Annotated in this window: 23 protein-coding genes; 9 read left to right on the forward strand and 14 right to left on the reverse strand. The window is 66.3% G+C overall.

Features of this window, described 5'->3' with window-relative positions; genetic code table 11:
- Positions 1–14: 14 nt before the first annotated feature.
- Together AC6I6S_RS06910 and AC6I6S_RS06915 are read right to left on the reverse strand one after the other, a co-directional pair.
- Positions 15–584 (reverse strand): endonuclease dU, encoded by a 570-nt coding sequence (locus AC6I6S_RS06910; protein ID WP_497949000.1) that lies wholly within the window; start codon positions 582–584, stop codon positions 15–17.
- 4 nt (positions 585–588) lie between these two features.
- Positions 589–768, reverse strand: a complete 180-nt coding sequence (locus AC6I6S_RS06915) for a DUF5786 family protein (protein ID WP_497949001.1) — start codon at positions 766–768, stop codon at positions 589–591.
- Positions 769–877: 109 nt separating this feature from the next.
- Between AC6I6S_RS06915 and AC6I6S_RS06920 the strand changes: the two genes are divergently transcribed.
- On the forward strand, positions 878–1492 hold the full coding sequence (locus AC6I6S_RS06920) for an MBL fold metallo-hydrolase (protein ID WP_497949002.1): 615 nt from the start codon (positions 878–880) through the stop codon (positions 1490–1492).
- A 59-nt stretch (positions 1493–1551) separates the two neighbouring features.
- Here the strand turns inward: AC6I6S_RS06920 and AC6I6S_RS06925 are convergent, their stop codons facing one another.
- On the reverse strand, positions 1552–1701 hold the full coding sequence (locus tag AC6I6S_RS06925) for a 50S ribosomal protein L40e (RefSeq protein ID WP_497949003.1): 150 nt from the start codon (positions 1699–1701) through the stop codon (positions 1552–1554).
- Between the two features lie 197 nt (positions 1702–1898).
- Here AC6I6S_RS06925 and AC6I6S_RS06930 point away from each other — a divergent pair, with 197 nt between their 5' ends.
- On the forward strand, positions 1899–2222 hold the full coding sequence (locus AC6I6S_RS06930; protein WP_497949004.1) for a hypothetical protein: 324 nt from the start codon (positions 1899–1901) through the stop codon (positions 2220–2222).
- 64 nt (positions 2223–2286) lie between these two features.
- On the opposite strand, the gene AC6I6S_RS06935 is transcribed toward AC6I6S_RS06930, so the two are convergent.
- The 3 genes from AC6I6S_RS06935 to AC6I6S_RS06945 all read right to left on the reverse strand — a co-directional run bounded on the left by AC6I6S_RS06935 (position 2287) and on the right by AC6I6S_RS06945 (position 6104).
- Positions 2287–2787: a DUF367 family protein gene (locus tag AC6I6S_RS06935; protein WP_497949005.1), complete on the reverse strand. Its 501-nt coding sequence runs from the start codon at positions 2785–2787 to the stop codon at positions 2287–2289.
- A gap of 336 nt (positions 2788–3123) precedes the next feature.
- Entirely contained in the window at positions 3124–4080 is a 957-nt protein-coding gene (locus tag AC6I6S_RS06940; protein ID WP_497949006.1) for a DsbA family protein, read from the reverse strand.
- 239 nt (positions 4081–4319) lie between these two features.
- The gene (locus AC6I6S_RS06945; RefSeq protein ID WP_497949007.1) at positions 4320–6104 is read right to left on the reverse strand and encodes a Rieske 2Fe-2S domain-containing protein; all 1785 of its coding nucleotides are present in this window, start codon (positions 6102–6104) and stop codon (positions 4320–4322) included.
- Between the two features lie 118 nt (positions 6105–6222).
- Between AC6I6S_RS06945 and AC6I6S_RS06950 the strand changes: the two genes are divergently transcribed.
- The gene (locus AC6I6S_RS06950) at positions 6223–6582 is read left to right on the forward strand and encodes a nuclear transport factor 2 family protein (protein ID WP_497949008.1); all 360 of its coding nucleotides are present in this window, start codon (positions 6223–6225) and stop codon (positions 6580–6582) included.
- Between the two features lie 33 nt (positions 6583–6615).
- On the opposite strand, the gene AC6I6S_RS06955 is transcribed toward AC6I6S_RS06950, so the two are convergent.
- The 6 genes from AC6I6S_RS06955 to AC6I6S_RS06980 form a co-directional block, all read right to left on the reverse strand.
- Entirely contained in the window at positions 6616–7764 is a 1149-nt protein-coding gene (locus tag AC6I6S_RS06955; protein WP_497949009.1) for an MBL fold metallo-hydrolase, read from the reverse strand.
- A gap of 81 nt (positions 7765–7845) precedes the next feature.
- Entirely contained in the window at positions 7846–8562 is a 717-nt protein-coding gene (locus AC6I6S_RS06960) for an Ig-like domain-containing protein (protein ID WP_497949010.1), read from the reverse strand.
- Positions 8563–8628: 66 nt separating this feature from the next.
- The gene (serS, locus tag AC6I6S_RS06965; RefSeq protein ID WP_497949011.1) at positions 8629–10008 is read right to left on the reverse strand and encodes a serine--tRNA ligase; all 1380 of its coding nucleotides are present in this window, start codon (positions 10006–10008) and stop codon (positions 8629–8631) included.
- A 74-nt stretch (positions 10009–10082) separates the two neighbouring features.
- Positions 10083–11087: an ion channel gene (locus tag AC6I6S_RS06970; protein WP_497949012.1), complete on the reverse strand. Its 1005-nt coding sequence runs from the start codon at positions 11085–11087 to the stop codon at positions 10083–10085.
- 323 nt (positions 11088–11410) lie between these two features.
- Complete coding sequence (locus AC6I6S_RS06975; protein ID WP_497949013.1) at positions 11411–11776, reverse strand: fluoride efflux transporter FluC; 366 nt, start codon at positions 11774–11776, stop codon at positions 11411–11413.
- Positions 11773–12162: a fluoride efflux transporter FluC gene (locus AC6I6S_RS06980; RefSeq protein WP_497949014.1), complete on the reverse strand. Its 390-nt coding sequence runs from the start codon at positions 12160–12162 to the stop codon at positions 11773–11775. Before AC6I6S_RS06980 ends, AC6I6S_RS06975 begins: the two co-directional genes overlap by 4 nt.
- A 245-nt stretch (positions 12163–12407) precedes the next feature.
- Between AC6I6S_RS06980 and AC6I6S_RS06985 the strand changes: the two genes are divergently transcribed.
- Together AC6I6S_RS06985 and AC6I6S_RS06990 are read left to right on the forward strand one after the other, a co-directional pair.
- Positions 12408–13310, forward strand: coding sequence for a cation diffusion facilitator family transporter (locus AC6I6S_RS06985; protein WP_497949015.1), 903 nt, complete (start codon positions 12408–12410; stop codon positions 13308–13310).
- A 33-nt stretch (positions 13311–13343) separates the two neighbouring features.
- Positions 13344–13757 (forward strand): hypothetical protein, encoded by a 414-nt coding sequence (locus tag AC6I6S_RS06990; protein ID WP_497949016.1) that lies wholly within the window; start codon positions 13344–13346, stop codon positions 13755–13757.
- 9 nt (positions 13758–13766) lie between these two features.
- Here AC6I6S_RS06990 and AC6I6S_RS06995 read toward each other — a convergent pair whose 3' ends face one another.
- Positions 13767–14426 carry a helix-turn-helix domain-containing protein gene (locus AC6I6S_RS06995; protein WP_497949017.1) on the reverse strand — a complete coding sequence of 220 codons (660 nt, stop codon included), beginning with the start codon at positions 14424–14426 and terminating at the stop codon, positions 13767–13769.
- Between the two features lie 143 nt (positions 14427–14569).
- On the opposite strand from AC6I6S_RS06995, the gene AC6I6S_RS07000 reads away from it, so the two are divergent.
- Positions 14570–15499 (forward strand): MBL fold metallo-hydrolase, encoded by a 930-nt coding sequence (locus tag AC6I6S_RS07000; protein ID WP_497949018.1) that lies wholly within the window; start codon positions 14570–14572, stop codon positions 15497–15499.
- 9 nt (positions 15500–15508) lie between these two features.
- Here the strand turns inward: AC6I6S_RS07000 and AC6I6S_RS07005 are convergent, their stop codons facing one another.
- On the reverse strand, positions 15509–15982 hold the full coding sequence (locus AC6I6S_RS07005) for a hypothetical protein (RefSeq protein ID WP_497949019.1): 474 nt from the start codon (positions 15980–15982) through the stop codon (positions 15509–15511).
- A gap of 135 nt (positions 15983–16117) precedes the next feature.
- Here AC6I6S_RS07005 and AC6I6S_RS07010 point away from each other — a divergent pair, with 135 nt between their 5' ends.
- From AC6I6S_RS07010 to AC6I6S_RS07020, 3 genes are all read left to right on the forward strand, one after another.
- Positions 16118–16897, forward strand: a complete 780-nt coding sequence (locus tag AC6I6S_RS07010; protein ID WP_497949020.1) for an SDR family oxidoreductase — start codon at positions 16118–16120, stop codon at positions 16895–16897.
- 120 nt (positions 16898–17017) lie between these two features.
- Positions 17018–18964, forward strand: a complete 1947-nt coding sequence (locus AC6I6S_RS07015; protein WP_497949021.1) for an AMP-dependent synthetase/ligase — start codon at positions 17018–17020, stop codon at positions 18962–18964.
- A 144-nt stretch (positions 18965–19108) separates the two neighbouring features.
- Positions 19109–21070: an AMP-dependent synthetase/ligase gene (locus AC6I6S_RS07020; protein WP_497949022.1), complete on the forward strand. Its 1962-nt coding sequence runs from the start codon at positions 19109–19111 to the stop codon at positions 21068–21070.
- The last annotated feature ends 62 nt before the right edge of the window (positions 21071–21132 follow it).

Below are 21132 nucleotides of genomic sequence, written 5' to 3' on the forward strand. Positions count from 1 at the left end.
CGGTCGGGTCGGTCTTACCCGTCGGTTCCGGTGCCGTAGCGGTACTCGTCACCAGCTCGCGCCGCCAGTCGCGCCACCCGAAGCGGTTCCGGTCGCCCGCCCTCCGGCGTGAACGCCCCGATGACCGCTTCGGCCTCCTCGGCCTCGAGGCCGACTGCCCTGACGTACAGCCGTTCGCCGTCGAGCCGTCGCTCGCGGCGCGGCGGCAGCGCCCGGTAGCGCTCGAGACGCTCCTCGAGGGCGGCCCCCGAAAACGCCTCCCGGATCCCGTCCTCGAGACCGTCGCTCGCCTCGAACGTTACTGCAAGTACCGGTCGGTCTGCGGCCTCGTGGATCGCGGTCAGATCGAGGACGTTGTACCACGCCGGGGCGACGGCACCCAGGAGGACGTAGCGGATATCCGGGCGGTCGAGACGGGCGATGAGATCGATAACCGCGGCTGTCGCGTCGGTGCCACCGACCGTACACGAAGAAAACGAGAATCCGTCGACGATGCGGTCTGCACGGACGACGGCCCCCGCGAGGGTGCTCGTGTCCCCGCGGTAGGACTCCGCGATCCCCAGTGCCCTGACGCCGGGTTTCATCCCGTCAGGACTCGGAGTCGTCTTTGATCTCCTGGAGTCGGTTGATCAGTTCGTCGCTCGAGGCGCCGTTCTCGAACTCGACGGAGCCGATGTGTGCGTGCTCTTCGGACTGAACGGCGTCGTCGTCGTCAAAATCGGCGTCGATGTCTTGCTGTTCGGATTCGTCGTAGCTTCCGAATCCCATACGGGACCACGTAGGGGCGTTGGAGGCAAAAAAGTACGGTCTATCAGCTCAGGTGAATTATGCCCGGGTGGGCGCCAGCGTTTTATCGGCGGGCGGTGAGCGAAAAGTCATGAACCCCGTGCACCACGTGACCGAAAACGCGGAGACGTTCACCTGTAACGCCTATCTCGTAGAGGGCGAGCGAACGACGCTCGTCGACGCCGGCTCGATGGAGGGTGTCGTCGACGAGATCCGCAACCACGTCGACGATCTCGACGCGATCGTTCTCACACATCAGCACGGCGATCACGTCGCCCAGCTCGAGGCCGTCTGCGAGGCGTTCGGCCCCGACGTCTACGCCTACGCGGACCATCCGGAGCGAACGCACGCCCTCGAGGACGGTGACACCGTCGAGGTCGGTGACGAGACGTTCGAGGTGGTGTACACGCCCGGCCACGCCGACGACCACGTCTCGTTCGTCTCCGAGTCGGCGCTGTTCAGCGGGGATGTCGTGGTCCACGACGACGGCGCCTTCGAGGGCGGCAGCTTCGGCCGAACGGATATGGCGGGCCAATCGCGCGAAACGCTCATCGAGAGCATCGAACGCCTGCTCGAGCGCTTCCCCGACTCCGTCGAACACATGTACTCCGGTCACGGGGAGGTGTTCCACGGGGACGTCCGTGAGATCGTGGAGACGGCGCTCGAGCGGGCGGAGCGCCGCGAGCCGAAGTATCCGGACGAGTGAGCCGGGCGCTCGAGCGAGCCGGGTGACACGCCGCAGGTCGACAGAAAGAAACCGCGGAATCAGGCCGCGCGGGCTTCCTTCGCCTTGGGGCGAAGCTTCTTGTAGCCGCACTTGCGGCAGCGTTTCGCTTCCTTGGAGTTGCGAGCGTTACAGCGCATGCAGATCATCCGTTCGAGGGTCCGCTTCTCGGCGGCGTCGAAACTGGCCATACCGCTCGTTACGCGCTGGCGCATTTAACCGCTGTGGTCCGTCCGCCCGTCGAAACGGGGGGCGCCGCTACCGGCACCCGGGCCGAGGCGGACGGTCGGACGAAAAATCGCGGATGATGGCCCATCTTGGGCGGTCTCGAGCACGCAGAGCGGTACGGAGACGAAGTCCCTATGTAGCCGAGGTTTGAGACGGAGGTATGGAGTTCGATCGGGAGCAGTACCTGTGGTTTGCCCTAGCCGCGTCCGCGTTCGGGCTCGCTCTTGGGGGATACGTCGTCGCAGGCAGTAACGTCGCCGCGCTGTTCCCGCTCGCCGTCGGGTCGGGACTGCTCGTCGTCGCATTTCGACCGACCGCGTTCGGAGACGTGATGGTCCGGGTGGGCATCCTCTCGCTTCTCATCGCCGGCCTACTGACCCTCGGCGAGGCCAGTCCGCTCGTCGTCGGCGTGCTCGCCCTTGTCGGAATCGGCGGCGTGATCGTTGGCCGCCAATCACAGCGACGACCGACAGCCGAGTTGTAGAGTCCGAGCGACCGACGACGCACCGGTTGAGAACGGTCTTTCGTCGACCGGGAGAAGCGGCAGCTCACTCGTCGGCCAGGTAGTCCTCCTGGACGGCGACGACCTCGCTCGAGTCCGCACACGCCGCGTAGCGACGGAGCGGTTCCTCGTTGAGGGTGAGAAAGGTGTCGCCCCAGCGGAACGGCTCGAGCAGGCTTTCCGCCCGCTCCTGTTCGTCGAAAATACACAGCGCCGCCGCGAGCGCTTCGACGGTGGTCAACCGGAACGGCCGGCCGTAGTTGACCGGGTTCGCGGCGACCAGGAAGGGGAGCGCCCGGTGCTCGCCCGGCATGGAGAAGGCGGCCTCCTCGGCGGACTCCCACGAGCAGTCGAGGGCGACGAGCGTTCCGAGGGCGGCCTCGGTATCGGCGGGCGACAGCGCCCGGTCGGCGTGGGGGTTGAGCACGACCCCGTACGGAACCTGACGCATCGATCGGTGGAGGATCGCCTTGTCGAAGCGTTCGAGACGGCGAGCCGTGCACTTGTCGGGGTCGTCGTCGCCTTCGTAGTAGACGTGACACTCCACAGCGGAGGGTAGCTATCGGGTACGAAAAGCGCCGCGGTTTCCGGGTCGCGCTGCTCACGCGACGGGCTCTCCAGAATGCGAGCGACCGTTCGACGGTATCGATCCCGGTGAACGACGCCTCGAGGGACCTCGAACACTGGGACTCCGGGACATTCGCCGCCGCTCCAGAGGCGTCACTCGAGGAACGTGATCGCGCAAGAATCGAAACGGCGGTATTCCCCTTCGCCGTCGTCGACACTCCAGTGAACGATCGTGCTATCGGCGACGAGTGTTTTCGACACCCGTCAACGGTAGCTGCTGTACTACGAGACGAGTCGGTACGGCGGTCGTGGCGGGTTAGACCGGGCAGTTCGGAGCGCCGTCGTCCTCGTCTTCTTCCTCCGAGTCGTCCTCTTCCGGCTCCTCGGGTTCCGGTTCCGGCTCGGGCTCCGGTTCAGGCTCTTCGGATTCCTCCTCTTCCTCGGAGTCATCCTCTTCCGGTTCCTCGGGCTCCGGTTCTGGCTCGGGCTCGTCGGATTCTTCCTCTTCCTCGGAGTCGTCCTCTTCCGGCTCCTCGGGTTCCGGTTCCGGCTCTGGTTCTGGTTCCGGCTCTGGTTCTGGTTCCGGCTCCGGCGCGTCGTCGACCTGGTCGTCGAGCCAGGTGCGCGTCGTCTGGATGTTCCAGTGGGGTGCGATCAGGTCGCCACCTAGCGCGAGTCGGGGTATCTGGGAGACGCCGACGTCGAGTGCGGTTCCGGCGGCGCGATCGACCGTACTGTCGTACTGGCCGTTGCTGGCGCGGTCGGCGGCCGTTCCGACGTTCGAGACGCCGACATTTCTCGCGATTCCCGCCATCTCGTCGTACGTCACGTAACCGCCCGGGGCGACGTCGAACGCCGCACCGAAGTACTCCCAGTAGCTCTGTGGATCGACGTCCCAGACACCGAGTCCGAACGCGGCCATTCGCGGGTCGCTGCCCGAGATGTAGTACGTCGAGGTACTCCCTGGCTGGTACGCGAGGTTCGCGAACTCGATGTTGAGCTGCCCCGTCCTGACGTACTCGTCGACGATCGTCTCGAGTTCTCCGAACACGAACGCTTGCGTGATCGGACACTTGATGTTGCCGTAGACGGTCGCGGTCGGGTTGTCGCTGTCGGTCCCCATGGTCGGCCGGTTCCGTGCCCCTGCGTCGTCGGGAACCGGTACGTTCGCAAACGTCGACTGGCCCTGTCCCTGTGCAATCCCTGCAAGACCCAGAAGCGAAGCGCTTCCGGCTGCCGTGAGCCACTCACGGCGCGTCAGATTTGTTCGCATGCAATTCCGCCTGATCAGGGGGTAGACATAAAGCGAGCGACCGTCCACGAAATTTGACCGGTTTCATCGCCTCGAGAGCCCCTACTGCTCGTTTTAGGGCGATTTAGACGAAGATAAAGAGTCGTTAATTCGGCTGAAATTCAGGAAAGCATTACTGTCGTGATAGAAAACAGTCGCCGCTGACTCCAGCCGCGACGGCGTGTAATAAAGCGTGGACATGTGCACTGCTCGCCCGCGATTCAGTCGTCGGCTTCGTGAATCGACTCACCCCGGTTGAGACGGGCCGCGATCGTGAACGTCTGTTCAGCTTCCCGACGGGTTGGGAAGTGAGCCGCCATGTAGCGGGCCGTGGCGATCATCGGTATCCGACGGTCGCTCGAGCGGTCACCGTTGGTTGCGAGATCGAACTGACGGAACGCCGCCTCGACGTTCTGGAGGGTGTGGAAGCCGGCATCTTCGCGAAGCAGGCCACGACCGAGGGTCCGCTTGAGCGCGGCCGGATCGCCGTCGCAGTCGAAGAACTCGGCGACGAGGCGCCCCGCCTCGTTGACCGCGCCCTCCTCGTCGAACGTCCCGAACAGGTTCTCGAGGATCGCGTCAGGGTCGCGACCGGTGTCGTTGTCGCCCGCTTCGGGGATCGGCGTTGGCGGCGTGTTGAGGAACCGATCGAGGTAGACGCTCATCGCGCCGTCGAAGACGCCACGGTAGAGCGCCACCGCGTCGGTCCGCCGCGTCGCCTGGTGGACCGCGTTAGCGTAGGTGAACGTGTGGTGGACCGTGTTCCAGTCGGAGAACTCGTTTGCCGTCCCGAACTGGGCGACCCGCCTCGCTGCCGCCTGGACGACTTCGGCGGCTAGCTGTTCGGTCGTCGCGCCCTCTCGAACGGCGTCGGCGAGTCCGTCGACGATCGCTTCCGGATCGTCCGAGAGCAACAGCCCCTGAAACTCCTCGGGAGCGGTCCACTGCTCGCCCGCCCCCTCGGCCGCGAGCTCCTCGAGCCCGCTCGTCTCGCCGACGTCCCCGCCGTAGACGTCCTCGAGCAGCGCCACGAGGTCGACCGGCTGGCGCCACGAGGAGAGTTCGTCGCTGCGGGTCGCGTCGGTCAGTTGATCGACCAGACTCCCAAGCGCGTCCCCCGCGAACTCCCAGCCGATGTGCTCGAGGCACTCGAAGGCCTTGTTGGCGAAGTCGAGGGTGTGGCCCGCCGAGAGGTACGGGTGGTCGGTCGCGGCCGCGAAGACAATTCCGGCGACCTCGCGCTCGTCGTAGCCGGCCGCGATAGCGGTGCGGAGACAGCGTTCGGCGCCGTCGCTGTCTCGAACCTCGATGCAGTCCCGGAACCAGCGCTCGAGGCGCTCGTACGCGACTTCCTCCGTCGAGAACGAGGGCTGGTCGAAGTTCGGCGGTTCGCCCGCGCAGTCGCTGGCGACGTGACGGACGCCGGTGTACAGCGCCCGTTTTCGGTCCTCGGGCTCGAGGTCGTCCATCAGGTTCGCCATACAACCCAGAATCGTCAGCCCCGAGGACCAGCCCATCTCCCGGTAGCGGGTGCCGAACTCCAGCGTCGTCGCCACCGGCTCCTCGTAGTCGACGCCGGCGTCGAGCAGCCCGATCGTGGACTTGGCGACGACGAGTCGCAGGTTCTCCTCGAGGCCCGTTTCCAGTCTCTCGGCCCAGTGCTCGGCTGGCGGCTTCTCGCGTTCGGGCGTCGGATTCACGTACACCGTGTCGTCCCGAACCTCGACCGGGTAGGTCTGGACGTCGTCGGCCCAGGGGTCGAACGTATCCCCGCAGGAGAGTTCGAACCGGGCGTGGTGCCAGTGGCAGGTCAGGATGCCGTCGTCGACGGTGCCCTCCGAGAGGGGAAAACCCATGTGCGGACACCGGTTGTCGACCGCCCGCACCTCGCCCTCGTGGTGAAAGAGCGCGATCGCGGTGCCGTTCACCGACAGGAGTTTGCGGCCCTCATCTGTGAGTTTCTCGAGGGTCGCCGCCTCGACGAAGTCCGCGTCAGTCGTTACCATACACACGGGTTCGGCAACCGGAACCAAAACCGTTCGCTGAAACGAGTTTTTGAAATGCATTTTACACGACCCTCGAGAGACCGGAGCGTTTCTGTCACCCGGCGCCGAACGGCCGCCCATGACAGGGGCCGGCGGATCGGACGACCGCGCCGACGGAGGAGCCGAATTCGTTGTACACGCGTACTACGACGCCCTCGACGAGCACGCCTACGAGGACCTCGAGTCGCTGCTCGCGCCCGACTTCCGCCAGCGCCGCCCCGACCGGACGTTCGAGGGACGCGAAGCGTTCGTCCGGTTCATGCGCGAGGAGCGGCCCAACACGGAGACGACACACGAACTCGAGGACGTGGTCGTCGACGGCGACTGCGCCGTCGTCCGAGGGCTGCTGCTCGACGGCGACGAAGCGCTGTTCGCGTTTTCCGACCACTTCGCGCTCGAGGGCGGTCGAATCAGCCGCCTCGAGACGTACACGCGCTAACCCCGCGGACCGACGCGAGTCGAAACCACCGGACTACGCCGAGCAGTTGTTCGGCCCCAGCTCGAGTTCTACCCGGTCCTCCGGCGGCTCCTCGCGGGCGCCGCGGTTGATCTCGAGGATTGCCGCGTAGTTGGCCGGCTCCTCGCCCGCGTCGGCCATCCGGTCGACGAACGCCTCCTCCTCGAGCGAGAGCAGGTCGATTCCCGTGCGCGCGTCGCGAACCGTCGTCGCGATCGGCTCGCCCGGGGCGCCGTGGCCGAACTCGCCTTCGCTCGTGACCTCGACGTGTCCCGGCAGCACGACCAGTCCCTCCGGTTCGGCGAGAATCGTCCGGTGAAGCGTCTCGTAGAGCATTCTGGCGCCTTCCTCGCCCTCGTCTTCGCTGAACTCGAGTTCGGTGCGCCCCGTCGAGCCGACGTGTAAGGTATCCGCGGTGAGCAGCGCCCGGTCGTCGACAAGCAGGGTGATCATCTCGCTCGTATGCCCCGGCGTGTACAGCGCCTTCACCTCGAGGTCGCCCACCTCGAGCACCTCGTTTTTCGCGAGCGGCGTGTACTCGTACTCGAGGCCGCGTTCGGCGGCGTGTTCGCCCATGTAGTAGGGCGCCTCGAGGTCGTCGGCGAGCCGTCGACCCCCCGAGAGGTGGTCCGCGTGGACGTGGGTGTCGATGACGCCCTGGATGGTCAGGTCGTGTTCCGTGGCGGCGGTCTCGAACGCCTCGAGGTCTTCCGTGGGGTCGACGACGACCGCCTCGCCAGTTTCGGCACAGCCGACGACGTAGCCCAGACAGCCCTTCGCCCGGCGCTGGATCTGGACGACCGTCACGCCCTCCCCGAGATCGATGTCGACGTGATCGTAGACGCCGCTCCACGCCTTCATTCCGCCGTCGACCGCCTGCACCTCGAACTCGTCGGTGGCCGAGGCAAGTTGCGTCGCGAGGTTCCCCGAGGAGAGCCCCTTCGCGCAGATGGTGACGACCCGGTCGTGGTCGCCGACGAGTTCACGGAGGTCCTCGAGTTGGCCGTCGTCCTCGAACTCCTCGTTCGGGCCGAACGGGAAGTTGCGTGCACCTGCGACGTGCCAGGCTTCGTAGCTGTCCTCGGGACGCGTGTCGACCAGCGCGAACGCCTCGCCCTCGTCCTGCAGTTCGGCGAGTCGCTCGGCGGTGAGTGTGGTGACCATGTAGAACCGTAGGGTCCGACAATCCGTAAAGGCGGCCGCTGAACTGCCAGCGCTCTCAGTTGGCAGTCGCATACGCACCCGTCACTCCCACTGACAGGGCATGACGTCGGCCGTCGACTCGAGGAGTCGGATCTCGTCCTCGCGAACGGACAGATCGAACCGGAAGTACTCTCCGAGGTGGGACTCGAACGTCTCAGTCCCCCAGCTATCGGTTTCGACGGCGATCTCGTAGTCGTCGAGCGCGTCCGAGACCTCGAGTGACTCCCGATCGCCGCCGGGAACCGTAACCGACCGGTCGACGACCGCCTCACCCTCGCGGGTGATCGAGACGGCCACCGTTCGCTCCTCCGGCGTGTCGTTCCAGATCGACATCTCGTAGGGCTCGCGGAGGGTCAGTTCCTCGGCCTCGGCGAACCGAAGCGTTACGATTTCCCCGTCGTTGTCGATTTCCGGTTCGTACTCGAGGCCGTCCCGGCGAACGTAGGCGTTCTCGACGTCCATCGCCCGCTCGAGCAGCAGTTCTCCCGCCTCGTAGGCGCCGTCCTCGAACGCGGCGTCGATCTCACACCGGACGGCTTCGGGAAAGTCGTCGTCGCTGATGAGGAGACGACCGCACTCTTCGAGCGACTCCTGGCGGTCGCAGTCGGCTCCGTTCTCGACGGGCGGTTCGCCGTCGTCGGTCGGAGCGCTATCGTCTCCGGACTCGGTTTCGGAGCCGCCGGACGGCGAGTCGGCCAGACAACCGGCGAGCGTGGCCGAACTCGAGCCCACCGCCGCGAGGAGGGTCCGTCTGTGCATACCGGCAGGTCAGCACCGCGTGACAAGTGTCTTCAGGAAGGTGAAACGACGGTGTGAGCTAGATCGCTACTCGCGGTCGCCTGCGCCCAGTGCACTCTCGCCGACCTTCTCGTGGCCCTCGATGGTCTCCTGGCCGCCCATGTACGGCCGCAGCGGTTCGGGGATCGTCACGGTTCCGTCGGGGTTCTGGTAGTACTCGAGGATCGCGACCATCACCCGCGGCAGCGCCAGCCCCGAGGCGTTCAGGGTGTGCAGATACTCCGCGCTCTCGTGGCGCTCCGGTCGGTAGCGAAGCCCGGCGCGCCGGGACTGGAACGCCTCGAAGTTCGAGGCGCTCGAAACCTCGAGCCACCGCCCCCCTTCCTCGGGACCGTCCTCCATGTCGTCGCCGGGCGCCCAGACCTCGATGTCGTAGGTCTTCGCGCTGGCGAAGCCGAGGTCGCCGGTGCAGAGTTCGAGGATGCGGTACGGCAGGTCGAGCCGGCGAAGGACCTCCTCGGCTTCGCCGACGAGGCTCTCGAGGCGATCCGCGCTCTCCTCGGGGCGGACGAAATTCACTAACTCGACCTTGTTGAACTGGTGGACGCGAACGATGCCCCGGGTCTCGGTGCCGTGCTCGCCGGCCTCCCGGCGGAAGTTCGGGCTGTAGGCCTGGTGTTTCAGCGGGAGGTCGTCGTCGAGCAGGATCTCGTCGGCGTACATATTCGTCACTGACACCTCCGCGGTCGGACAGAGCCAGAGATCCTCGTCGTCGTACGCCTCCTCGTTGCTCCCGCCCAGCCGGTAGGCGTCGTCGACGAACTTGGGGAACTGGCCGGTCCCGCGCATCGCGGCGCTCTTGACCGGCACCGGCGGCAGCACGTCGACGTACCCCTGCTCACGGTGGATCTCGAGCATGAACTGGATCAGCGCGTGCTCGAGGCGGGCGCCGTCGCCCTTGAGGAAGTAGAAGCCGGCGCCGGTCGTCTTCGCACCGCGGGCCTCGTCGATGACGTCCAGTTCCTCCCCGAGATCGTAGTGGGGCGTTACTTCGTCGGGAAGCTCCCGCAGGGCGTCGAACCCCCAGCGACGGCGCTCGACGTTGTCGGTCTCGTCGGCGCCGACGGGGACGCTCTCGTCGGGGAGCTGTGGGAACTCGAGCAACGCTTCCTCGAGTTCGGCCTCGAACCGTGCGGCCTCCTCCTCGACGTTCTCGATCTCGGCTTTCAGCGACTGGGACTCCTCGATGGCCTCCTGGGCGGCCTCCTCGTCGCCCGCCTGTTTCAGCTCGCCGATCTGCGAGCTGATCTCGTTTCGCTCGTGGCGGAGACTGTCGCCGCGTTTCTTGCGATTTCGCCACTTCTCGTCGAGTGTGAGCACCGCCTCGAGGTCGACGTCGGCGCCCCGCTCCTCGAGGGCCGCGCCGACCGCCTCGGGGTTCTCGCGCAGGTAGGTCCGGTCGAGCATTGGCCGTCGATTCCCGCCGCCCGGCCAAAACCGTGTCGGAAGTCTGCAACCGATGCACACGGCGGCAGGCTCCGTCACTCCCCCTCCTCGAGCGGGGGCCAGTGACGCGCGTCGGACTCGATCATTCCGAGCAGTTTCCGGCGGCGCTCGCTCAGTTCCTCGAGGTCGTCCGCGAACGCCGCTTCCCCGACGGTCGGAATTCCCTCCTCGCGCAGGCCCTCGAGGTCCGGCTGCGGCGGGGCGTCGTCGGCGGATTCGATGAACGCGCCGCCGAGGGTGTCGAGGTAGCTGTCGACGCTCGAGCGGGCGGCCTCGACCAGCGGCGCCGGCGGCTGGCGCTCTTCGGGGACGCCGTGGCGGTAGAGCGTCAGCGCCTCGTCGAAGATCGGGACGGCCATCGCCGACGCTTGCTGGCCGCTCTCGCTGTGGTAGTAGTGCAAAATCGGGTAGGACTTGTGCTGTTCGGCGAGCAGGTCGAGCTGTGAGGCGAGGCTCTCGAGGGGGAGATCGATTCCCTCGAAGTCTCCGCGCGACCAGCTCGCCCGGACGAACGCCTCGCCCCGGTCGCCGAGGCCGGTGACGCCGTTGGCGAACGCCCGTTTCTCCGACACCGCCCCGAGCACCGAGAGCACGTAGGAGACGCCGAGCGTGACGAACAGCATCCCAGTCGCGGTCGTAAACGAGCTGGCGAGTTCCCAGGTGGAGCCGTTGGGCGTGTAGTCGCCGTTGCCGTTCGTGAACATCGTGTAGGCGACGTAGTAGAGCCGGCCGACCCACGAGGCCGGCTCGCCGGTCCGGGTGTCGAGTAAGGCGTTCTGACCGCCGGCGAAGAGAAACGTCCAGCCGAGCCAGATGAGCGCGATCCACATCGCGAGCGTCGCGGTGAGTATCGTCGGCCCAGCGAGGCTACGCACTCGAGGGCGGTGCTGACTCAGTCGTCGCAAACCGGCCCAGATGCCGGAGGCGAGCCGGGCGGAGAGCGGGCCGGAGCCGCCGTCGACCCAGAGCGTCGTCCAGAGTATGTCGACGATCGCCGACAGCAACACGATGAGTCCGACCGCCAGAAAAGCTCGGCTCATACTGTTCGAAGAGGGGGGGAGGTACGGCCGCCACGCGGAACGCCAGAGGTGGACCGATACAGGGTGTTCGTCCGGATCGCGGCGCTCCAGTCTCGCGCTCTCGCCTGCCGACGGAGAGTCGGCACGAGCGAGGTTGGTCGTCGGTGTGCTCGTGTCATACCAGCATGACACCATCGACCCACTTTGCCGTTGTGCGCGCTATCGACCTCCGAAGACCGCACCACCGATTCGATACGGGTGAGACGCCCCCTCGCCGTGCTCCCGATCTATTGCGGAGTCGCGGCGGTTTTGCTGGCAGAACTGATATGAGTTCGCCCACAGGGTTAGACGTGACTCACGAACAACCAGGCGAGACCGATCGCCGCGAGCGAAACGAGCAGGTTCGCCCCCGCGTTGACCACTGCGAGCCGACGGTCACCGCGCTCCCATAGCTGTACGGTTTCGACCGAAAAGGACGAGAACGTCGTAAAGGAGCCACAGATCCCGATCCCCAGGAACTGGATCGTCGTTTCGCCCGCGCCCGCGAACACCGCCGCGCCGAAGAGGAAGCTCCCGACGACGTTGACGGCGAGCGTCGCGGCCGGAAAGTCCGCCCAGGTGACGCGGAGGTAGACCCAGTGGCGCAACAGCGCGCCGATCGCGCCGCCGGTGCCAACGACGTGCGCCGGTTCCGGATCGAACGGGATCACCGCCGATCACCCCGGAATCGCCGGGCGAGGCCGCGGCCAGCGAGGACGCCCGTGAAACCGATGCCGTAGTTCGCGGCGACGATCCCGATGACCAGGAGCGGACCGCCCGCGGTCGCCGTCTGCACCGCGAACGTGCTGTAGGTCGTCAGCGAGGAGAGAAAGCCGGTGGTGAAGACGAGCCGCGCCTTCCGGTCGACGATCCCCGAGTACTGGGCTTCGTACACCAGAAATCCGAGCGCGAGGCTCCCGAGGACGTTGACGAGCAGTACCGCATAGACCTCCGGAAGCTGTCCCAGCGCGAAAAACCGTAGGTTAGAGCCGGCGAAACCGCCGATGCCGACGAGCGCGAGCGTCTCGAGTCGAACGAGGGGGTGGTCGTCTGCCATGGCTGGTCGGTGCAGGGACCGTCATACGGTCTACTGTAAGTCATTTCCGCTGCAACTGCGAGTCGTCCTGCGGTTACAGCGGTAAACAGTTACAGCAGACCGTATCAGCCGAGCACCGGCGGTTGGATCAGGCGGGTCCCATCGCCCGGTTGTGCCGGAGTACTCGAGAGACTTTCAAGAGCGTTGCGGAAGTCGGTTCGTCCCTGAAGGAAAAGACACAAGTTTAGACTCCATCTAAACCAGCCATGGACGGAGCCGAGGACCGCCACCGATTCGCTCGCGCCTCGTGGGCGAACATCCTCGGAAACGCGGCGAAGATCGTCGTCGAGGGAGCGGTCGGCATCGCCTTCGGCAGCGTCGCGCTGATCGCCGACGCGGCCCACTCGATCGCGGACCTCGTCGCCAGCGTCGTCGTCCTCGTCTGGGGCCGAAGCACGTTTGAGGAACCCGACGATACCCACCCCCACGGCCACGACCGGATCGAACCGCTGACCGCGCTGTTCGTCGGCGCGGTGATCGCGCTGCTGGGACTCAACCTGCTGTACGAATCGGTGCAGGGAATCGTCTTCGGGGTCGATGTCGAGCCGAGTTACCTCCTGCTCGTCGCGCTCGCGTTCGCGATCGCCACGATGTACCTCGTCTACCGCTACACCGAAGCGGTCAACGAGGAGGTCGGCTCGACGGCGCTCGCCGCGCTCGCGAAGGACTGCCTGAACGACATCTACACCTCCTGTGCCGCCGTCGTCGGCGTCCTCGGCGTGCTGCTGGGAGTCCCGCTGCTCGACCCCATCGCGGGCGGACTCGTCAGCGTTCTCGTTATTTACCAGGGCGTCGAGATCGGGCGCGAGAACGTCGACTACCTCATCGGGGCCGCCCCCTCGAGCGAGAAGCGCGGCCAGATCACCGAGATTCTCCGCTCGCACCCCGACGTCGAGGGCGTCCACGATCTGGCGGTGTACTACGACGGGACGGTGCTCGAGGTCGAGGTCCACGTCGAGGTCGACGGCGACATGCCGTTCCGGCAGGCCCACGACATCGAGACCGACCTCGTGGATTCGCTTCGCGACCTCGAGGACGTCGGCGACGCCCACGTCCACCTCGATCCGTCCGGGATCGGCGAGTGGAAGGACGTCTCCGACCGCAGGTAAGCGCTTTTCACCCTTGCAGGCGTCGAGTTCGGTATGCGACGGCTCCTGACCCTGCTCGCGATCCTCGAGTTCCTGTTCCCGAGACGGATCATCGCGGCCGGCGAACGGCTCGCATTCGAGAACCCCGACGCCGGCGACCTTCGAACGACGACCGTTCCGATCGCGCGTCTCGAGGGACTGGCTGCGCTCGCGCTCGTTCGGCGAGGGAGACGGTCGTCGACGCTCGAGAAACTGATCGGCCCGCTCGGCGTCGCCGCTGTCGTGGCCCCGCGGCGATTCCTGAACGGCGCACTCTGGCTCGCCTACCGGAACCCGGAGGAGATTGCGGTGCGGTCGTGGGTCAGGCCGGTTACGCGCCTGCTGGGGCTGTGCTACGTGGTGATCGGCGTCTCGGCGCTCAGGCGCGAGCGAACGTCGGATCGAGCGGACGCGCCGAGAGCGGGTTGATCGCGCTGATCAGTCCATCTCGGGCGGATCGAGGTCGGGTGCCGTGGTGAGTTCGGCGTTCGCGAGCGTGCCGTAGGCCCGGCGGAGGCGTTCGGAGAGCGCCTGGTGGGAGATGCCGAGTTCGGTCGCGAGATCCTGCATCGAGACCCGCCGCGGAATCTCGAAGTAGCCGTGTTCGACCGCCGCCGCGAGCGATTCGTACTGTTCGGGCGTGAGGCCGATCTCGAGCGACGACTCCTCGGTTAGATCGTAGATTCGACCGATGTCGACGGAGACGTCGGTTTCCCGGAGGTCGTCGTAAGTGAGTCGCAGGTGATCTCGGTCGGGGTATCGCACCCGCAGGACCCAGCCGTCGGAACGCCCCTTCGCACTGAGCAGCGTTCCCCGGTGGGAGAGGAAGAGTTCGCCGAGGTCCCAGTACTCCGCCGCGACCTCGATTTCGTACAGCCACCGCCCGTCGTCGCCGGCGACCCGCTCGAATCGCCGGACTGAAGGGTCGTCCTCGAGGGCAGTCTCGAGGGTGTCGCGGGTGGTGTTGGTGAACCAGATCGCCGGTTCGTCGGATTCGACGACGCGTTCGAACTCACAGTCGACCGAGGGGTACTGAGCGAGCGTCGAGCCGAGAGCGGTGTCGGCGGTCCCCAGCCGAAACTCTGCGATCGTTGCCATGATGAGCCAGATACGCTGTCAGTGAGCATAACCGCTACCCTATCGCTGTGGGTTACGACACCGAACGAGACGGTTGTAACCGTGTTCGGCTCCCAGCTCGCTGCGAGCCCAGCTTTTATCGGCTCCCCCGACGCCGTGTGCGTATGGAGATCGGAGACGTTCAGGAAGTCACCGCGGGCGACTGTTCTGACCTCTACTACGTCGACACGGGAATGTACGAGACGAGCGAGTACGGCGCGGTCTACGTCCTCGATGACGAGCGCCCCGCCGTCGTCGACACCGGGATCGGCACCCACTACGACCGAATCCTCGAGGCGCTCGAGACGGTCGGCATCGACCGGGAGGAGCTCGCGGTGATCGCGGTGACGCACATCCACCTGGATCACGCCGGCGGCGCGGGCTACCTGGCCGAAGCCTGCCCGAACGCCGAGGTGTACGTCACCTCGGTCGGTGCACCCCACCTCGTCGACCCCGAACGACTCGTCGAGGGAACCAAAGCGGCGGTTGGCGACCAGTGGGAGTTCTACGCCGAGCCGAAGCCGGTGCCCGAAGAACGGATCGTCGAGATCGGCGACGGCGATACGTTCGACCTCGGAACCCACGAACTCCGGGTCCACGAGGCCCCGGGTCACGCCCCCCACCAGGTCGTCTTCGAGGATCCCGAAAACGACGCGGTGTTCACCGCCGACGCCGCCGGCATCTGGATTCCCTCCCTCGAGCGGATCAGGGAAACCTCCCCGCCCTCGCAGTTCGATCTGGAGGGCTGTCTCGAGGACGTGGAGACGATCACGGAACTCGACCCCGAGGTCTTGCTCTATCCCCACTTCGGTCCACGGGAGGCCGGCGACCAGGTTGCGGACGCCCTCGACGAGTACAAGCGGGTCCTCACCCAGTGGGTCGACGAGGTCGAGGCGATGCGCGACGACCTCGAGGACGACGATGCGGTGATCGAAACACTCTCGAGCGAGACGGAGACGGACGCGGTTTGGGGCGAGCGCAAGGCCCGCGCCGAGACGGCGATGAACGTCCGGGGCGTCCTCGGCTATCTCGACTACCGCGACCGAGAGGAGTAGCGAACCGGGTCAGGTTTCGTTCGAGCGATAGCCGGCGAGAAACGCCGTTCCCCCGCGGTAGAGCGCGACCCCAACGGCCAGAAGGATTGCGACGCCGATGACGAGCGTCGGCGCGTCGGCTCGCTCGAGCGCCCACCCCGTCGCGCCGAGACCGAACCAGGCGCCGACCCCGAGAAACGCCAGCGTGACGGTGCCGAACAGCACGTATCGGAGCACCGTCGTCAGGCGACCACCGCGCCTGAGGGCGGCGGTACCGTGCAGTCGAACCGCTGCCGCCTCGACGGCGAGCTGGAGCGCACACAGGAACGCCGCGGCGACGACGAGGAGACCGGCGGCTCCGTCGGCGACCGCACCGAGACCGACGGCCTCGAGACCGCCGATAAAAACGCCGGTGAGAACCAGAAACGCGGGCACGCCGACCAGGATGACCGAACCGAGGTAGACGGCGGTCGGGACGGCGTACGTTCTGAGCGAGTGAGTCATCGTCTCAGAGTACGTGTCTGCCAGTAAGTACGTTTCTATCGCGTGAAACAGGGTCGGACTACCAATCAGTTACCGCGACCGACTGATCAGGAGACGGCGTACAACTATCTTGGGGCGACGTCCCGTACAGCGGCTATGCCAGAACTGCTCTCCGGCAAAACCGCCGTCATCACCGGCGCAGCCAGCGGTATCGGCCGCGAAATCGCCCACACCTACGCCCGCCACGGGGCGAGCGTCGTCGTCGCCGACGTCCAGGAGGCTCCTCGAGAGGAGGGCACACCGACCCACGAGTGGGTCGCGGCGGAGACCGGCGCCGACACGCGGTTCGTCGAGTGCGACGTGACCGAGCGAGGGGACCTCGAGTCGGCCGTCGACGCCGCCGAGGAGTTCGGCGGGCTGGACGTGATGGTGAACAACGCGGGCATCGTTGGCCCCGTCGCGCCGATCCAGAACGTCGACCTCGAGGAGTACGAACGACTCCGTTCGATAAACCTCGATGGAGTGTATACGGGGTGCCAGGTCGCCGCCGAGCGGCTGATAGATCGTGGCGAGGGCGGCAGCATCGTCAACATGTCGAGCGTCGCCGGGATGGTCGGCTACGCGAACATCACTCCGTACAACGCGGCGAAAGGCGGCATTCGCCTGCTCACTTACGGCCTGGCGGCCGAACTTGGTCCGCACGGCATCCGGGCGAACGTGATCCATCCGGGCGTCATCGAAACCGAGATGACGCGCAGCGACTTCCCCATCGTCGGCACCGAGGAGGGCGAGGAGACGAGAGAGGCGATCCCGCTCCGGCGGTTCGGGACTCCCGAGGACGTCGCCAACGTCGCGACGTTTCTGGCGAGCGATCTGGCGAGCTACGTCACCGCCGAATCGATCGTCGTCGACGGCGGGCAGCTGAATACGGCCTGAAATCGGGCCCCTCCCGGCCAGCAGTTCTCACCGGATCGCGAGCGGCAAGCGAATAAACCCCACCCCGCGGGCGAGGCGTTCCCTCACGTTTTATCGCACGGGAGGTACTGTCACGGGAATATGAACTGGCGGGACGCCGAACGGGAGTACACGGACGCGGTTATCGGGGAGACGACGCTGGGACGGCTGTTCGAGGACGCCGCAGAGCGGTACGCGAACCGGCCGGCCCAGCGATACAAGGGCGGGATCTACGACCGCTCGCTCACCGATACGGCGCTCGCCGCCGCCGCTCCCGATACGTTTCGAGCGATCTCCTACGCGGAGATGCGCGAGATCGTCCGCACGCTCTCCGCGGGCTTTCGTGACCTCGGCGTGAACACCGGCGACCGCGTCGCCATGTTCGCCGACACCCGCATGGAGTGGGCCCAGTCCGACTTCGCGCTGCTCGCCGCCGGCGCGGTCGTCACCACCGTCTACGAGAGTTCCTCGCCCGAGCAGGTCCGCTACCTGCTCTCCGATCCGAACGCGACCGGCGTCGTCGTCGAGAACGCCAACCTCGTCGAGCGGGTACTCGAGGTGTCGGACGGTCTGGACCTCGAGTTCGTCGTCTCGATGGACCGCCTCGACGGCGCCTACGACGACCGCGAGGACGTGCTGACGCTCGCGGACGTCTACGCGCGCGGTGAAGAGACGTTCGACCTCGAGGCCTACGAGCAGCGCGTCGACGCCCCCGCGATGGACGATCTCGCGAGTCTGATCTACACGAGCGGCACCACGGGCCAGCCCAAGGGCGTCGAACTCACCCACCGCAATTTCCGGTCGAACGTCAACGGCATTCGCAAGCGCTGTGGCCCCCGACCCGACAAGGCCGAGGACGTCCCCGTGATCGACGAATCGACACAAACCGTCTCCTTTCTGCCGCTGGCGCACGTCTTCGAGCGCACCGCCGGTCACTTCCTGATGTTCGCCTCCGGCGCCTGCGTCGCCTACGCCGAGAGTTCGGATACCCTCAAAGACGATTTCGGGGCGGTCGGGCCGACGGCCGCGACGAGCGTTCCCCGCGTCTACGAGAAGATCTACGACGCCATCCGCGAGCAGGCCAGCGAATCCGGGGCCAAGGAGCGCATCTTCGAGTGGGCCACCGACGTCGGCCGCACCTACCAGGAGGCCGACGATCCGGGACCGATCCTCTCGGGGAAACACGCGCTCGCGGACAAACTGGTGTTCTCGCAGGTCAAAGACGCCCTCGGCGGTAACGTCGAGATGCTGATCAGCGGCGGCGGCAGCCTCTCGCCGGAGCTGTGTACCCTCTATCACGGGATGGGACTGCCCATCTTCGAGGGGTACGGCCTCACCGAGACCGCCCCCGTCGTCACCGTCAACCCGCCGGAGGAGCCCAAGATCGGCACCATCGGCCCCGCGCTCGTCGACGTCGACCTCGAGGTAGACGAATCGGTCGTCGACCAGTCGGTGTTCGAGGGTGATCCGGGCGAGGTCGGCGAACTCCTCGTCCAGGGACCGAACGTGACGCCGGGCTACTGGGACAAGCCCGACGAGACCGAGCGGGCGTTCACCGAGGACGGATGGTTCCGAACCGGTGACATCGTCCACCTCCGACCCGACGGCTACGTCGAGTTCCGGGAACGGGCCAAACAGATCATGGTGCTCTCGACGGGGAAGAACGTCGCCCCCGCACCCATCGAGGACGCCTTCGCCGCAAGCGAGGTCGTCGAGCAGTGTATGGTGATCGGCGACGGCGAGAAGTTCGTCGGCGCACTGATCGTGCCGAACGTCGAGCGCGTCCGCGAGTGGGCCGCCGAGGAGGGGATCGACTTGCCCGACGACGAGGAGGCGGTCTGTGTCGACGACCGCGTCCACTCGTACGTGAGTAGAGAGGTCGAGCGGATAAACGAGGGCTTCGAGCGCCACGAACAGATTAAGGAGTTCCGACTCGTCCCGGAAGAGTTCACCGAGGAAAACGAGATGCTCACCCCCACGATGAAGAAGAAACGCCGCGTGATCCGTCGGGCGTTCGACGAGCGCGTCGCGGACATCTACGCGGACTGAGGCCGAAACCGGCCTCGTACACCCCGACAGCGGCGGTCACCTCGCAGCCGGGGTGACAGAGCGACCTCGAGCGCCACGAACCCCGCGAGCAAGGGGAAATAGCCGAATAATTCATGAGAGATCGCGGCATTGGTACGACAAACCATGGACTGGAGGGACGCAGAGCGGGAGTTCGACAGCGACGTACTCGAGACCGACACGCTCGCGCAGATGTTCGAGAAGACCGTCGACCGCAACGCCGACCGGCCAGCCCAGCGGTACAAGGGCGGGATCTACGACCGCTCGCTCGCCGGGATGGCGTTCGATCCGGCGCTCGAGGGCGAGTTCGTGGTCCTCTCCTACGCCGAGATGCGCGAGATCGTTCGCCACCTCGCCGCCGGCTTTCGTGACCTGGGCGTCGGAGCAGGCGACCGCGTCGCCATGTTCGCCGACACCCGCATGGAGTGGGCCCAGTCCGACTTCGCGCTACTCGCCGCCGGCGCGGTCGTGACGACGATTTACCGGAGCTCTTCGCCGAATCAGGTCCGGTATCTGCTCTCCGATCCGAACGCGACCGGCGTCGTCGTCGAGAACGCCGAACTCGCCGAACGGGTGCTGTCCGTCGAGAGCGACCTCGAGTTCGTCGTCTCGATGGACGATCTCGACGGACGATACGACGACCGGGAGGACGTGCTGACGCTCGCGGACGTCTACGAACGCGGGCGCGAAACGTTCGACGAGGAGCGCTACCGGGGCTGGCTCGACGAACCGGAGCCGGACGATCTCGCGAGCCTGATCTACACGAGCGGCACCACGGGCCAACCCAAGGGGGTCGAACTCACTCACCGGAACTTCCGCGTGAACGTCAACCAGGTGTATCGACGCTACGGCCCGCGGCCGGACAAGCCCGACGATATGCCGGCGATCGACACCGACACGCAGACGGTGTCGTTCCTGCCGCTGGCGCACGTCTTCGAGCGCACCGCCGGTCACTTCCTGATGTTCGCCTCCGGCGCCTGCGTCGCCTACGCCGAGAGTTCGGACACGCTCAAGGAGGACTTCCAGCTCGTCGGACCGACGACGGCGACGAGCGTCCCCCGCGTCTACGAGAAGATCTACGACGCCATCCGCGAGCAGGCCAGCGAGTCGGCGATCAAAGAGCGCATCTTCGAGTGGGCGACCGAGGTGAGTCGGGAGTACTATCGCGCCGACGATCCCGGAACGGCCCTCGAGACGAAGATGCGCATCGCCGACAAACTCGTCTTCTCGCAGGTCAAGGAGGCCCTCGGCGGCAACGTCGAGTTCCTCGTCAGCGGCGGCGGGACGCTCTCCTCGGAACTCTGTACGCTGTACCACGGGATGGGGCTCCCCATCCTCGAGGGCTACGGCCTCACCGAAACCTCGCCGGTCGTCACGACCAACCCGCCCGAGGCGCCCAAGATCGGCACCATCGGCCTCCCGGTGCCCGACTGCGAGGTGAAAGTCGATCCGAGCGTGAGCGGAGACGCGAGTCTCGACGCCAACGGCGAGACCGGCGAACTGCTCGTCAAAGGGCCGAACGTCGCCCGGGGGTACTGGAACAAACCCGAGAAGACCGCCGAGGCGTTCCTCGAAGAGGACGGCGAACGGTGGTTCCGCACGGGCGACGTCGTCACGATCCGCCCGGACGACTACATCGAGTTCCGCGAGCGAGCCAAACAGATCATGGTGCTCTCGACGGGGAAGAACGTCGCCCCTGCGCCCATCGAGGACGCCTTCGCCGACAGCCAGGTCGTCGAGCAGTGTATGGTGATCGGCGACGGCGAGAAGTTCGTCGGCGCACTGATCGTGCCGAACTTCGAGTATCTCAGGGAGGCCGTCGACGCCGACGATGGCGAACCCATCGTCGACCACCCCGAGGTCGAGGCGCTGGTTCAGACGGAGGTCGACCGCATCAACGAGAGCTTCGAGTCCTACGAGCAGATCAAACAGTTCCAGCTGGTGCCAGAGGAGTTCACCGAGGAAAACGAGATGCTCACCCCCACGATGAAGAAGAAACGCCGCGTGATCCTCGAGAAGTTCGCCGAAGAGGTGGCGGACATTTACGATGAGCCGGTTGCCGGCGATACCGCCGAGGCGACCGGTTGAGCCGGTCGAGACGGATGGCGAGGCCCGCCGCCGCCTCGAGCCAGCGGGGAGTATAAGTACTC

The organism is Natrononativus sp. DTA114 (assembly GCF_059736515.1).